The organism is Alteromonas sp. 5NW40-0090 (assembly GCF_057552975.1).
In genome coordinates, this window is record NZ_BAAJLT010000002.1 from 130,072 (window position 1) to 143,901 (window position 13,830).

General features: G+C 46.4%; 11 protein-coding genes. 6 read left to right on the plus strand and 5 right to left on the minus strand.

Annotation, left to right across the window (positions count from 1 at the left end; genetic code table 11):
- Positions 1–76 precede the first annotated feature (76 nt).
- Positions 77–2,734 carry a M14 family zinc carboxypeptidase gene (locus AC27KT_RS02660; RefSeq protein ID WP_487127151.1) on the plus strand — a complete coding sequence of 886 codons (2,658 nt, stop codon included), beginning with the start codon at positions 77–79 and terminating at the stop codon, positions 2,732–2,734.
- 56 nt (positions 2,735–2,790) lie between these two features.
- On the opposite strand, the gene AC27KT_RS02665 is transcribed toward AC27KT_RS02660, so the two are convergent.
- Complete coding sequence (locus tag AC27KT_RS02665; protein WP_487127153.1) at positions 2,791–3,504, minus strand: ComF family protein; 714 nt, start codon at positions 3,502–3,504, stop codon at positions 2,791–2,793.
- A gap of 98 nt (positions 3,505–3,602) precedes the next feature.
- Between AC27KT_RS02665 and bioH the strand changes: the two genes are divergently transcribed.
- The 3 genes from bioH (at position 3,603) to AC27KT_RS02680 (ending at position 5,859) form a co-directional block, all read left to right on the plus strand.
- Positions 3,603–4,412, plus strand: coding sequence for a pimeloyl-ACP methyl ester esterase BioH (gene bioH, locus AC27KT_RS02670; protein ID WP_039221412.1), 810 nt, complete (start codon positions 3,603–3,605; stop codon positions 4,410–4,412).
- A 176-nt stretch (positions 4,413–4,588) separates the two neighbouring features.
- Positions 4,589–4,906, plus strand: coding sequence for a hypothetical protein (locus tag AC27KT_RS02675; RefSeq protein WP_487127155.1), 318 nt, complete (start codon positions 4,589–4,591; stop codon positions 4,904–4,906).
- 14 nt (positions 4,907–4,920) lie between these two features.
- A complete protein-coding gene (locus AC27KT_RS02680; protein WP_487127157.1) occupies positions 4,921–5,859 on the plus strand; it encodes a putative metalloprotease CJM1_0395 family protein in 939 nt (312 codons plus the stop codon).
- Positions 5,860–5,980: 121 nt separating this feature from the next.
- Here the strand turns inward: AC27KT_RS02680 and AC27KT_RS02685 are convergent, their stop codons facing one another.
- The 3 genes from AC27KT_RS02685 to greB form a co-directional block, all read right to left on the minus strand.
- Positions 5,981–7,759 carry a C1 family peptidase gene (locus AC27KT_RS02685; protein ID WP_487127159.1) on the minus strand — a complete coding sequence of 593 codons (1,779 nt, stop codon included), beginning with the start codon at positions 7,757–7,759 and terminating at the stop codon, positions 5,981–5,983.
- A 435-nt stretch (positions 7,760–8,194) separates the two neighbouring features.
- Positions 8,195–10,537, minus strand: coding sequence for a Tex family protein (locus tag AC27KT_RS02690; RefSeq protein ID WP_487127161.1), 2,343 nt, complete (start codon positions 10,535–10,537; stop codon positions 8,195–8,197).
- Between the two features lie 178 nt (positions 10,538–10,715).
- Positions 10,716–11,201, minus strand: a complete 486-nt coding sequence (gene greB, locus AC27KT_RS02695; protein ID WP_039221428.1) for a transcription elongation factor GreB — start codon at positions 11,199–11,201, stop codon at positions 10,716–10,718.
- A 174-nt stretch (positions 11,202–11,375) separates the two neighbouring features.
- On the opposite strand from greB, the gene AC27KT_RS02700 reads away from it, so the two are divergent.
- The gene (locus AC27KT_RS02700; RefSeq protein WP_179985024.1) at positions 11,376–11,645 is read left to right on the plus strand and encodes a hypothetical protein; all 270 of its coding nucleotides are present in this window, start codon (positions 11,376–11,378) and stop codon (positions 11,643–11,645) included.
- A 264-nt stretch (positions 11,646–11,909) separates the two neighbouring features.
- On the opposite strand, the gene fkpA is transcribed toward AC27KT_RS02700, so the two are convergent.
- Positions 11,910–12,695 (minus strand): FKBP-type peptidyl-prolyl cis-trans isomerase, encoded by a 786-nt coding sequence (gene fkpA / locus AC27KT_RS02705; protein WP_039221430.1) that lies wholly within the window; start codon positions 12,693–12,695, stop codon positions 11,910–11,912.
- A gap of 197 nt (positions 12,696–12,892) precedes the next feature.
- On the opposite strand from fkpA, the gene AC27KT_RS02710 reads away from it, so the two are divergent.
- Positions 12,893–13,825: a WD40 repeat domain-containing protein gene (locus tag AC27KT_RS02710; protein ID WP_487127587.1), complete on the plus strand. Its 933-nt coding sequence runs from the start codon at positions 12,893–12,895 to the stop codon at positions 13,823–13,825.
- Positions 13,826–13,830: the final 5 nt, after the last annotated feature.

Here is a 13,830-nt window from a genome sequence, read left to right on the forward strand (position 1 = left end):
TTCCAGTGAATCGAATTTGTTGAGAGGCGTGCACGTCGCCACTATTCTCAACCATAACAACAAGACGGGAAGCGCTATGTTCGCGAAATTGCATTACTCCGCCAGAAAGAATCCATTCTCACTCGTTTCATTATTAGCCCTTGGTACCATCGCCTTTGGGGCAACAGCCAGTCAGAAATCATTAGCACAACCCGCCTCTGCTTCAACTGTTACTATTGCACCTGATGTAGGCGGGCAGCCGGTGACAGCATACTTACCTGACACTGTCTCCTACAACCCAGCTATTCCCACGCCTGAAGCGATACTTGGCGCCAACATAGGCGAGTGGCATGTGCGTCACGACCAAGTTGTCAATTATATGAAGCTACTTGCCGAGAAGTCTGACCGTATCACCATTGAAGAAACCGGCCGTACTCACGAAAACCGCCCACTTCTGTTACTGACAATCACAGCGCCCTCAAATAGAAACAATATTGAGGCGATGAGGCAGCAACACATCGATGCAATGGAAAGCGGCAAGAAAGTAGGTAGCGATGCTCCCCTAATTTTCTACATGGGCTACAGTATTCACGGTAACGAGCCTTCCGGAACCAATGCTTCACTTGCGTTGGCTTATTATTTGGCCGCGGCTGAGGGTAAAGAAATTGATGCCTTGTTGAATAACAATATTGTGCTGCTTGATCCGTCTTTCAACCCCGATGGGCTTTCTCGATTCGCTCAGTGGGCAAATATGCACAAGGGCAAGCAGCTGGTTTCTGACAGTCGACATCGTGAACACGATGAAGGTTGGCCGTCAGGCAGAACAAATCATTACTGGTTTGATTTAAACCGCGACTGGCTATTGCTGGCGCACCCAGAGTCGCAGGCGCGAATAAAACAGTTTCATAAATGGCGCCCACATATACTCACCGATTTTCATGAAATGGGGACAGACAGCACCTATTTTTTCCAGCCTGGTGTGCGCTCGCGTAAAAATCCACTGACGCCTGATGAGAATGTAACGCTAACAGAAGCGCTTGCCCAGTATCACGCTGCCGCGTTTGATGAGCAAGGGGAACTCTATTTTACCCAAGAAGCGTTTGACGATTTCTACGCAGGCAAAGGCTCGACCTATCCAGATTTACACGGCAGTGTGGGTATTCTTTTTGAGCAAGCAAGCTCACGGGGCCACATTCAGGACTCTATTAATGGCAAGCTTGCCTTCAAAGACACTATAGCAAATCAAATTACTACGTCTTTAAGTACTTTTAGAGGCGCCTTGGCAAATAAGGCTGCTATTCTCGATTATCAATCGGGTTTTGTTAAGAGCACACAGTCACTGGCTGAAAAGGATGAGCAGGTAGGTTTTGTTGTTAGTGCATCGAATGACACAGCTCGCTTTAACGCATTTGTTGCATTGCTTGAACAGCATCACATTAATTACGATGTATTAACAAAAGATGTTGAAGTAAGCAAAGTTCGCTATGGTGCAGGTAGCGCGATTTATATTCCTTCAAATCAGCCTCAATACCGTTTAGTAAAGTCAATTTTCTCTACCCAAACGTCGTTTGAGAACAACACGTTTTACGATGTATCAACGTGGAATTTGGCTTTGGCTTTCAATTTGGATTACGCGCCTTTAGATAGAGGCGATGCGCGAAGCCTAAAACTTAGCGACAACACCGCACTTGCACAACCAGCACTTAATGATATTCACCCAGACGCATACGCGTATGCGTTTTCATGGCAGCAATTTTATGCGCCAGCCATGCTGCAAACGCTATTGGAAGCTGGCGTTAAGGTGCGTAGTAGTGAAGAAGCGTTTTCCGCTATTAAATACGATGGCAACAGCATTGATCTTCAGCCTGGCAGCATAGTTGTGCCGAAAGGACTGGGTCAGCCAGAAAACTTGAAGGCCATTTTGCGCGATGCGCAACAGCAACTTCAGGTGCCTGTGTTTAGTTTGCGCAGTGGGTTAACACCCACAGGGCACGATTTGGGTAGCCGAAGCATGGCACCCGTTACCTTGCCACAAGTATTGATTGTGGGAGGCGAAGGTACTAGCGAGTACGAAGTCGGGGAAATGTGGCATTACTTCGATACAAAGGTAGGGTTGCCTGCCAGTATTGTTGAGCAACAACATTTGCTCAGGGCGCTTAGTGATCCTAGTATCAACTACACACATATTTTGTTTCCAAGCGGACGCTATAGTTTTACGGAAAGCGACAGAGCAAAAATTGAAGACTGGGTAAAAGCCGGTGGCGTGATCGTGGGGCAGAAATCCGCGTTGCGTTATTTCGCTCAACATAAATGGTTAGACGTAGAAATTGTTAGTCGAGAGAGTATTGATAACGCGTTCGATGAAAGCGGACTAAGCTATAAAGATGGCGCATCGTTATACGCCAGTAAGTTGGTTGCTGGCGCTGTGTTTGAAGCCAATATCGACAATACTCATCCATTGTTCTATGGCTATGATGACGACACACTGCCCATGTTTAAAACCAATAATATGATAGTGGAGGCCAGTAGTTCACCCTTTATAACGCCTGCGCGCTACACTGATGAACCTCTTATGGCTGGGTTTAGTGACAAAAGAATGGTTGCGCTAATGGCTGAATCAACTGCTGTGACGACTCAAAAAATGGGTCGCGGCGTTGTCATTGGCTTTACCGACAATACGCAGTTTAGAGGGTACTGGTATGGCACGAACAAGATGCTGGCCAACGCAATCTACCAATCGCACTTTATTCGCTAAATAAGTTTGAAAGGCGCGGCGAATGCCGCGCTTTTCAGTATCCCCTTTTCTGAGCACTAGGCTTTCTGATACAGGCTGCTTTTAGGCGGTGGCGTAAATGCCGCTACCCACACCTGAATGTGTAAATTTGGGTAGCGATTTTTGAGCCTTTTACTCAATGTATTCACGGTTACGCCGGTGGTGAGTACGTCATCGACAATTGCAACGCTGAAGTTGCTGCCATCTTTATTACCTTGCGCTATTGCTATCTCATCATCGATACACCGTGTCGACAGGCTAAATACACGGCTTGCATTTTCGGCTCTCGCTATTTTGGATAAGTGATGCTGCACGCTAAAGCCCCGCCGTTTGGCCCACGACTGGTTAACTGGAATACTCAGCTCACTGCTTATGCTTTCACACAGAAGCGTAGCCTGATTGTAGTGCCGTGTAGCAAGTCGCCATGCACTAATTGGCACCGGAAGCAGCACATTGGGCACTGATAAAGTGCACTGTCGCATTTTATGGACAAACCAGTTACTTAATACTTTTCCTGCCGTAAGGGAATGCGTAAACTTTAACTGGTGAACCAGCGATGACATTGGCCACGTATGAAGTCCCAAAACGCGTAACGCGTCATAGTGGCTATGCTTGACATGGCCTGCCACTGGGCCATATTGAAGTAGGTTACTTCCGTGCAACGTGGCATCGAAAAAAAATATGTCATCTTCACACCAGTGACATACTGGCGTAGGACTTGCCTGATAACATAGCAAGCATGAAAGGTTCATAGTGTTGATTCCATCAACTTCCTTGAATTGTCGAACGTCGACCTGTTTTCATTATTTCGTGTTGCCTCAAAAACACGTGACTGCCTAAGGAGGTGTAAATGGAAAGTTTGCATACAAACGGCGAGCTTGTCACCCGTACTCAGGGTACAGGCGTAGATGTGGTATTTCTTCATGGTTGGGGTATGAACAGCGGAGCGTTCACATCCTTTATTCCTTATTTAAGCGATAATTTTCGCGTCACCACCATAGATCTTCCTGGGTTTGGGGAAAATGCAGAGTTCGTCCCGTCACCGTATAATGTGGAAACATTGGCTCAATCCATTGTGAACCAGCTTCCAAACCAGTGTGTGTTGGTTGGGTGGTCATTAGGTGGCCTGGTTGCGCAAAAGTTAGCGCTGTTAGCACCAGAAAAACTTACCGGACTGGTAACGATTGCTTCAACACCTCGATTTATAGCAGGGCCTTGTTGGCCGGGTATCGCTGCCGATTTACTTTCAATGTTCGAGACTCAGCTTGAAAAAAACTATCAGAAAACACTGGAACGTTTTTTGGCAATTCAAGCGATGGGCAGCGAAACGGCAAAGCAGGATATTAAGGCGATCAGAGAACAGGTAACCCAATTCCCAGATCCCGCCGAGGAAGCGCTTAAGAAAGGTTTACGCATATTGTCTACTGAAGACATGCGTCAAGACGTGGGGCGAATAACTACACCCACGTTACGATTGTATGGCAGGTTAGATAGTTTAGTGCCGACCAGCGGAATAGATCGTATTTGTGAGCTACATCCGCAGGCCGATACTGTTGTTCTGCCTCATGCGTCACATGCGCCGTTTATTTCACATCCTCAGCAAACTGCTGACATTTTATTTCGCTTTGCTGCTGGCATTTATCAGCAAAAGGCGTCTTAAAACAGTGATGACATGAAGCTTCAAACCGCGGCTTGCCGATTGTTTGAAGCTTTCTTATCTTTGACAGCCTAATAAAAATCGCCTGCTTACAATAAGTTAATGACAGGGTGTGATACATGTCTTTCCATTTGTGTGAAATTGGTCAATAATTGCACATGAGAGGTTAGAGGTAGTGTATGACAAGTGTTGATGGTTTAGGTGCAGGCTCTGCATTTGCAGCAGCCCAATATGGTTTACAAAGTGCAAGCGACGGCATTTCGCAGGCAGCATCGAATATCGCTCAGCGAACCGCTGAAGATGCGGTGGCGCCCGCTCAACCTATTGCGACCAATAATGACGCTACAAGCACGTCAGCGAATTCAAGTTCTACCTCTACGCGTTTAACAGACGACTTAATAGCGCTTAATGTAAATGAGCGCAATGCTCAAGCTTCCGCCAAAGTGCTAGGTGTTGCTGACGAGATGCTCGGTACCATTATAGACGTATTGGCGTAGGTGGAGCTGTTACGGTGAATATCGTTACCCCAATCCTTAACGCCATTGCTTATCCCACGGCAAACATAAATACAGAGTCTGCACGTAGAGATAACGTGCAGCGGGAAACTATTCCCCAAACGTCAGATTCCCAGCAAGGCGCCTCTCAAAAGGGGTTAGGCTCAGAAACAGACAAGGCCAAAAGCCCGGGTCAGCCGCCAGCTCCTGTCACCTATGAACGTCCACAGATACAAACTGAGCTTCAAGCGGCCTTCCAAAATGTGTTTGGGCAAGAGAAAGACAATGCGCAAGACGAGAGTGCTGGTAAACAAGACGCGAAAGACAGGCAGCAAGAGCAACAAGAGAAGCAAGACGCGGCTGAAATTGAACAGCTTAAAGCCCGCGATCAGGAAGTAAGAGTTCACGAGCAAGCGCATGCTTCAACAGGCGGTCAGTACGCTGGTGCACCACAGTATGAATACACCACAGGCCCTGACAATAAACGCTATGTCACAGATGGCGAGGTGTCGATTGATGTTTCAGAAGAAAAAACGCCTGAGGAAACACTGAAAAAGATGGAGCAGGTGCGCGCAGCCGCTCTTGCCCCAGCTGAACCATCATCACAAGATTTAAAGGTAGCTGCTGAGGCCTCTCAAAAAGCTACAGAAGCCCGAAGTGAGATCGCCAAAGGCGCAGCTGAGGGAACGTCGACTAACAGTGCTACAAATGTTTCAGATAGCGACGTAGTTGCAGATGCAGACGATAGTGACCAGCAGGAAATCGACACTAATTCAACAAAAGGCGTTGACGTAAATACTATTTTAGATGCTCAGTCTACGCTAGCAAGCGCCTCTTCTGAGCAAGCTGTTGAGGCCAGTGGGGCAGATTTTATGCAGGCTCGAATAGGCCGAATTCAAAATGCGTATTTGCAAGCTTACACCCCCTCTAGAGAAGGTTTATCGCTTCAAGCATGATAACGTGCAATTAACGCTAGCTGCTTAACATTGCACGAACGATTTAGCCCGTCATAGCAAAGGGCTAAATCGCGAAAAAAGCACTTTCATTTCCCTTGCATTACCTTCAAACCAGTAGGCCCTAATAATCCAGTATTGCCTTTGTAAACGGATATTTAGGTGAGCCGCCAGTGATATCTGAAAGCACCGAGTTCATGGTGTCTACGTCGCTATCGAAGCCTCCGTGGGACGTAGCCGCGGTGGCATCACCTTTTTTCCCGTCACTGTACTTAAACGTCACGTTAGGCAGCGGCTGATTAAACACAGCCATACCTAACAAGGGCATCTCTGGTTTAGGTTCAAATGCGCTTGATACTAAATAGAGCAATGATTTTTGGTAAATGCGCGCCACGTGATCATCTTTTTCCAACGCTTCAGATAAGTTATAAACCGTGGTCGATTCAACGTGTTTTTCTTCTATAAGCTCAGATAGGGTATCGTTGAATAGCGGGTAGCTAATGGCTGGGGCTAATAAGTGTAGACTCTTAACTTTTATGCTTTCATCTACTTTAAACAGTCTAGACAGGCTATGAGCATGAAAGATAGAGCCTGCCGAATGACCGACGACATGCAGCATAATATCTGAATTGTCTTTCAAGTAGGCGGCCAATTGCGTTAGAAAATACGTACCATCTGATGTGGTACGGGTAAAGGGCGTGCAAGCGTCTGATTTCATTTCTCGCCACAGTGCACCGCCTACTTTACGTGTTGCCCATTCTAGTATGCGGTCGGTGTAGTCGGTGAAGGCCCCAACTTTGTTGCTAATCTCTTTATTTTTAAAGCCAAGAATATCCTTGAGTTCTTCTAGCATACCCGTGTCGTACATGAAGTGAATGGGGTAAATATCGTTTTTAAGAAAGGTGTCTTTCATTGCTGCAATGCGTTTAGCCGAAGCTTTTATGCTATTTAAACCGCCATGTGCATACAGCATTACGTGGAGATGGTTACTGTCAGAAAGTTTTTCAATAATGGCATCGACGTGGTTTTTATTGCTCCAATATTTACTTCTGGTATCAAAGTGTCCGTCGTCGAAATGAACGAAGTGATCTTGAATGCTCACCCGTGGTGTGGAGCGAGAAAACAAACCTTGTGCAATAGAACGCGTAGCTTGGTGATAAGTCCCTGTGCCAGAGATAGGAAGCGCAAGCTGGACAACCCATGCATCCATAAGGTTTAGCGCCCAGTCGTCGTATCGCCAAAGTGCCAACCCTGACTTTTTCCAATTCGTACCCCAAGAGTTTTGGATCCAAAAACCTTCGTCGTTATAGCCAACAATGGCAAACGCGTGGCCGCCCATGGGTTCAGGCCTTAAATTTATTGCATCACCCTCACTATCTTTCCAACCTTCATGGATCCTGGCAGACACAAAGATGACGCCCACTTCGTTAAGTGCCGCATGAAAATCGCTAATTTCTCGTTCAATACGGTAGTACGCACCTAGCCTGTGATTGCTGGCATTGTTAGCAATAGCTAGGGTCATTTCAAATTCGTTGCTGTGCTTGATATCTTCAGTTAGTGAGTCGTTACATACGCCACTGTTGTACCATCCCTTAATTGCACCGCGGCAGCTAGAGCCCTCGTACGCTTCACCTAACCACTCATCATGACGTTTAGCCATGGCATAAAGCATCCACGGGCTAACAGTATGTCTTCGGCCTTGCTGACGGTAAATGAAATTAATGGTAGCGGCCAATGCAAAGCCCGTACATGCCCCATCTTTACCTTGGTCTAAAATAACCAAATTGCCTGGAGGGTCAATAAAAGGCTTAAGTGGAGTGAGGTGGGGTTGGTAATACCGATCCCGAAGATCGGGGTAATCCGCGCTGACATTCAGCATGTTTTTTGAGACAGGCGAGTTCATAAAATCATCCTTTGATTAGGGCTGATAATCTTAGCTGTACAGTTGAATGAAACGCTCGTACACCAAAGGTTAGTGGCCCTTAGCTCATTATGGTTGTCCGAAAGTGCTGCCTAGAAAAAGGCTGTGGTCAAATGAGCAACATTACCTTCGTTAAACGTTAAGGCTCTAAACGCATGTCAACGGCCTTGCTAAACGCTACCAATATACGAACTTCGGTTTCGGTGTGACCCACACCTCTTCATTATTTCGGTATTCTCTATTTTGGTGCTTTTGGCTAAAGAGTTTTTGGGCACATAAAATTTCTATGCGCCCGAACTAATGTACCACAATCTAATGTAGCAAAAACGGCAGGCTAAATGGAAGCGTGATACAAAAAGGGCCTGTCAGTGACAGGCCCTTTGTAAGCAACAGTAAACTATGGTGAATTGCTACTGTTTACTTTTTCGCTTTAGCGAACGCGTCGGCAAAGGCGTTACCCATAGCGCTATTTTGAGGTTGGCTGTTGCGATTGCCACCACCCTGATTCGAACGCGGGTTAGCTTTAGGGTTAGCACGCCCTTTGTTTTGTGGTTTTCCTGCTGCTGATTTGCCGCCTGTATTACTGCTTTGACTCGGTGTGTCGTCTAAGCGCATGGTGAAAGAAATACGCTTACGCGGTACGTCTACTTCAAGCACTTTTACTTTAACAATATCGCCCGCTTTAACTACCTCGCGAGGGTCTGAGATAAACTTGTTAGTTAGTGCTGAAATATGCACCAGTCCATCCTGATGTACACCAACATCAACGAATGCGCCAAAATTCGCCACGTTGCTCACCACGCCCTCTAAAATCATGCCTGGCTTAAGGTCGTTAATGGTTTCAACGCCTTCTTTAAACGCGGCAGTCTTAAACTCTGGACGCGGATCGCGGCCTGGTTTATCTAGCTCTTTTAGAATGTCTTTAACGGTGGGTAAACCGAATGCATCGCTGGTAAAGGTATCTGGCGACAGGCTTTTTAGTAGCTCGGTATTGCCGATGATGTCGTTAACCGCAACAGCGGTAGTATCAACAATCTTATCTACCACTGGGTATGCTTCTGGGTGAACTGCAGAGGCATCAAGTGGGTTGGTGCCGTTTACAATGCGAAGGAAGCCTGCCGCTTGCTCAAAGGCTTTAGGCCCTAAACGTTCTACTTTCAATAGCGCTTTACGGTCTGGGAAAGCTCCGTTGGTGTCTCTGAAATTAACAATGTTATGCGCTAAAGTTTTATTCAAGCCCGATACGTAGCTTAATAGCGCGGGCGAAGCAGTGTTCAAGTCAACCCCGACAGCGTTTACACAGTCTTCAATAACACGGTCTAGCGACTTGCCTAACTGGCTTTGGCTTACGTCATGCTGATATTGGCCTACACCAATAGCTTTAGGTTCAATTTTAACCAGCTCTGCCAGCGGGTCTTGCAAGCGTCGAGCGATAGACACTGCGCCGCGAATTGACACGTCAAGGTCAGGCAATTCTTTTGAAGCAAGCTCAGAGGCTGAATACACCGATGCGCCCGCTTCACTGACCATAATTTTTTGTGCGGTAAGCTCGCTGTTGTTCTTGAGCATTTCGCCAACGAGCTTGTCGGTTTCGCGTGAGCCTGTACCGTTGCCAATGCTGATCAAATCTACCTTGTATTGCTTGCACAAAGTGGTGAGCGTACGAATAGATTTATCCCATTGATTTTGTGGCGCATGCGGGAATATGGTGTTGGTCGCGACCACTTTACCTGTGCTGTCGACGACCGCAACCTTAACGCCAGTTCTCAAACCAGGATCTAGGCCCATAGTGGTTTTTGCACCTGCAGGTGCAGCCATCAACAGGTCGTTTAAGTTCTTAGCGAATACCTCAATGGCTTCTTCTTCAGCGCGTTCTCTAAGGGCGCTGAATAGCTCAGTTTCCATGTGTAAACCAATTTTGATTTTCCACGTCCACTGTACAACTTGAGCCAAGAAGTCATCTGCGCCACGGCCGCGGTGCATAATATCGTAGTGGCTGGCAATAATGTGTTCGCAATGCGACAGGCCGTTGTCTTCTGACTGCGGGTCGGCATCTAGCTGAATGTGAAGCATGCCTTCGTTGCGGCCTCTAAACATCGCCAGCGCGCGGTGAGATGGTACGCTCTTGTACTTTTCACTGTGTTCGAAATAGTCTTTATATTTGGCGGCTTCTTGCTCTTTACCTGATACAACGGTGCTTTTTACATAAGCATTTTCAGTTAAGTACTTGCGCACTTTTGCCAGCAGTGTAGCGTCTTCGGCGAAGCGCTCCATTAAGATATAGCGGGCGCCTTCTAATGCTGCTTTAGTATCAGCAATGCCACTATCTGCGTTAACGTATTCGCTTGCTGCACTTTCAGCATCGGTATCTGGGGCAGAAAATAAAATATCAGCTAAAGGTTCAAGGCCTGCTTCAATAGCAATCTGGCCTTTGGTGCGTCGACGGGGCTTGTACGGTAAGTACAAATCTTCCAGGGTAGTTTTGCTGTCAGCACGGGTAATACTGCTTTTAAGCTCGTCGGTTAGTTTGCCCTGTTCCTCAATCGATTTAATAATAACATCGCGGCGCTCTTCAAGCTCTCGCAAGTAAGTTAAGCGCTGCTCTAGGGTACGCAGCTGCGTGTCATCAAGGCCTTGTGTCACTTCTTTTCTATAACGCGCGATAAAAGGTACGGTAGCCCCTTCATCAAGAAGTTTAACGGCGGCAGTTACTTGCGAAGGTTGAACGCTAAGTTCATCTGCAATTTTATTGATAATCATAAGTCGCTCTAAGATACTAAAAATTCGCGTCAGACAATGGCGAATTAACGGTGTGTGAAAGGCTTGTATACACAGCGTCGGTAGTGAAAACAGGAGCGGTGAGTATATCACCGCGGTGTAGGGTAAGTCGTCTGATCATTGTGTTACAAAAGGGTGATTAAATGAGGCATATTAATAGTCACAGTTTGTCCGTTGCGTCGTACCAAATACGGTTTATCCACCATTCTTTCGTGCCCGTCTCGGTTTTTACAACAAACTCATCGTCTTCTTCTTTGCCAAGCAGTGCTCGGGCCATCGGAGAGTCGATAGAAATGTAATCCTTTCGGCCGAAAATTTCGTCGTAGCCCACGAGCCTAAGTTCCATCACCTTGCCCGCTTCGTTTTCAATTTCAACCCACGCACCAAAGAAGACTTTTCCCTCTTGCTGTGGATCGTAGTCCACAACCTTCAGATTTTCCAAGCACTTGCGAAGGTAGCGTACACGGCGATCAATTTCCCGAAGCTTCTTCTTATTGTACTGGTAGTCGGCGTTCTCGCTTCTATCGCCCAGGCTCGCTGCCCAAGTTACCTTGCGAGTAATTTCAGGTCGTTCTTCACGCCACAAGAAATCCAGTTCTTGTTTAAGCTTTAAGTAGCCCTTTCGAGTGATAAGCGGTGTTTTCACAATGTCCTAAAAATTATCCAGCTAATTACCTTACTTTATGTGGGTAATAAGGCAAAACGCAATCTTTCTGTTAGTCAAAAAGTGACAAAAGAGACAGATTGAATAATTATTGAACATAAACCTTTTGCTTAGTGTCGTAGTATAAATAATAACCAAACCATTGGGGGGAAATGAATGCGTAACAGAATGCCTGTGTTGAACCGTCGAAGGTCGGGGAGCGATCCGCTTCAAACCAGCGGCACTATCATAGGTTTTATGCTGTTTTTAAGCGGCGCGCTGTTATTGTTGTATGCCTTACTTGATATCGTTGTTCGCTTAAATAGTGTACGAACTGTGATATACCTTATCTTAGCGTGTGCCATGTATAAAGTGGGGCACTCACTGCTTAATCACTTTGCGACGTTTAAAGTCCATACGGAAAGACGACGCGCACCTAACCGTTAAAACCTTTAGTTTTAAGCCCCAATTTTTAAGGTTTAATTGTTCCTAAAAATCTTTGTTAGATCCGTGAAATATTTAAATTTTAGGCTAAGCTTTAAAGTGTAATTCGAGGCACCAAGCATATTGAATAACCCATTTTACTATCTGGGTACGCGCGTGGTGAAAATCCACTAGCTCGTAGGGAAAAGGTAAGCAAGGATCACGCTGACTCACTAAAACAAAAAAGCCGACGCATAGCGTCGGCTTTCTCTTTTCTAAAGCTCTAGCTTATTCAGCTGGCGCTTCGGCTTCAGGCTTAACCACCTCTAGTAGCTCAACGTCAAAAATAAGCGTTGAGTTAGGCGTGATAGCACCTGTTGAGCGCGCGCCGTATGCAAGCTCAGATGGAATGTGGAAGCGGTATTTCGCGCCTTCTTTCATCAGCTGTACGCCTTCCGTCCAACCCGCGATTACGCGATTAAGTGGAAATTCAGCTGGCTCGCCACGCTTGTATGATGAGTCGAACTCAGTGCCATCTAACAAGGTGCCTCGGTAGTGAACTTTAACCATGTCTGTCGCTTCTGGGCTTGCGCCTTCGCCTTCCTCAAGTACTTCGTACTGAAGACCAGACTCTGTTGTCGTCACACCTTCTTTCTTACCATTTTCTTCTAGGTAAGCAAGACCTGCTTCAATGTTTTTCTCGGCAGCTTGTTCTGCCATTTCTTGCTGCTTAGCACGAAGTACTTCTTCGCCTTGTTGAGCGATTTGCTGAATTTGTTCTGGCGTAAACTTAAGGGTGTCGTTTAGACCGTCTTTAAAGCCTTGTTGTAGCGCATCTTGGTCTAGTGTTAAACCTAGTTGCTCTTGTTGTTCGGCACGGTTGCTAACAAATAAACCCATGCTTGCGCCCATGGCATAAGCTTGCTTTTGCGTATCTGTCATTTCTTCTGCTGAAACAGAAGTTGTTTTTGCACTATCAGCGCTTGTAGAAGCGGCCTCATCAGATGTGTTTGGCTGGCAAGCGAAAAGGCCTAGCGCAGCGATAGTAGATAAGGCAACGAGCGACTTCTGCATAAAAACGTCTCCATTAATTATTATCATCATGCGTCTATGTCTATACTGCTGCATCTAAGGCAGTGTGCACGATAGTTAAAGATGCGTGATCCATGCTATGTTAAACCTAGCGTTAACAAAGCGAAACCCATTTGATTATGTTTAGGCCTCAAATGTTCCAAAGAATAGTGTTACTCATCGTACTTATTGGCAATTCCATGGGATGCTCTGTCCCTGATACTACGCCAATACAGCAGTGGCGTCATGTAGAAGAAGGTGCATACGCGGCAGATATTTCTACTGACGGCACACTAGCGGTGGTGTCTGGAGTGAATAACGGGGTAAACGTATGGCGAATGGGGCAAAGTGAGCCCCTCTATCACTGGAGCCATCAAGGAGAAGGCGATAATCTTGTCATGTCGGTGCACATTAGCGCTGATAAGCGCTACGTTGTAACTGCTGACCGAGAGGCCTTTGCCTTATGGAGTCTTGAGACCGGCGAGCCTGAAGGTTTTTGGCGTATAGACGAGTCATCAATTAGAGATGTTGTGGTTACCAATAACGGCAACGGCATATTGGTGGCGCGCTCAAATGGCAAAGTTATGTACTTTGAACCTCGTACCTCTCGTCGACTTGAGTTTTTAGGCCATCAGGAAAAGGTTAACTCCATTGATATCTCACCTAACGGTAAGTTTGCATTGACTGGCGGCAACGACTACATCGCGTATTTATGGAGCACTGACACTGGTCAAATAATTCATACTTTTACCCACCCTACACGGGTAACGAAAGTGGCGCTTGATGATGAAGGGCGCTTTGCTTTTACCGCTGATAGCCAGAGCAAGTCGCAAGTATGGGATGCACAAACCGGGCAACCTGTAACTTCACTCAAATTTGCATCGCGGCAAAAAATCTTCACAGACGTCGAGTTTTCCAAAGACGGCCAGTTTTTACTAACGGGTTCCCCGGCTCGAAAAGTTTACCTATGGGATTTGAAAACGGGCGAACAAGTGCAATCCATACAGGTTGCTTCAAGAGAGTCAATTTCACCGCCTACCGCAGTTGTATATGGCGTCGCCTTCCTTCCCAATGATAATATATTGTCTATAAGTAGCAGTGGCCTTGCCGAAGAATGGCAACGAGAGAGATAGAGAAT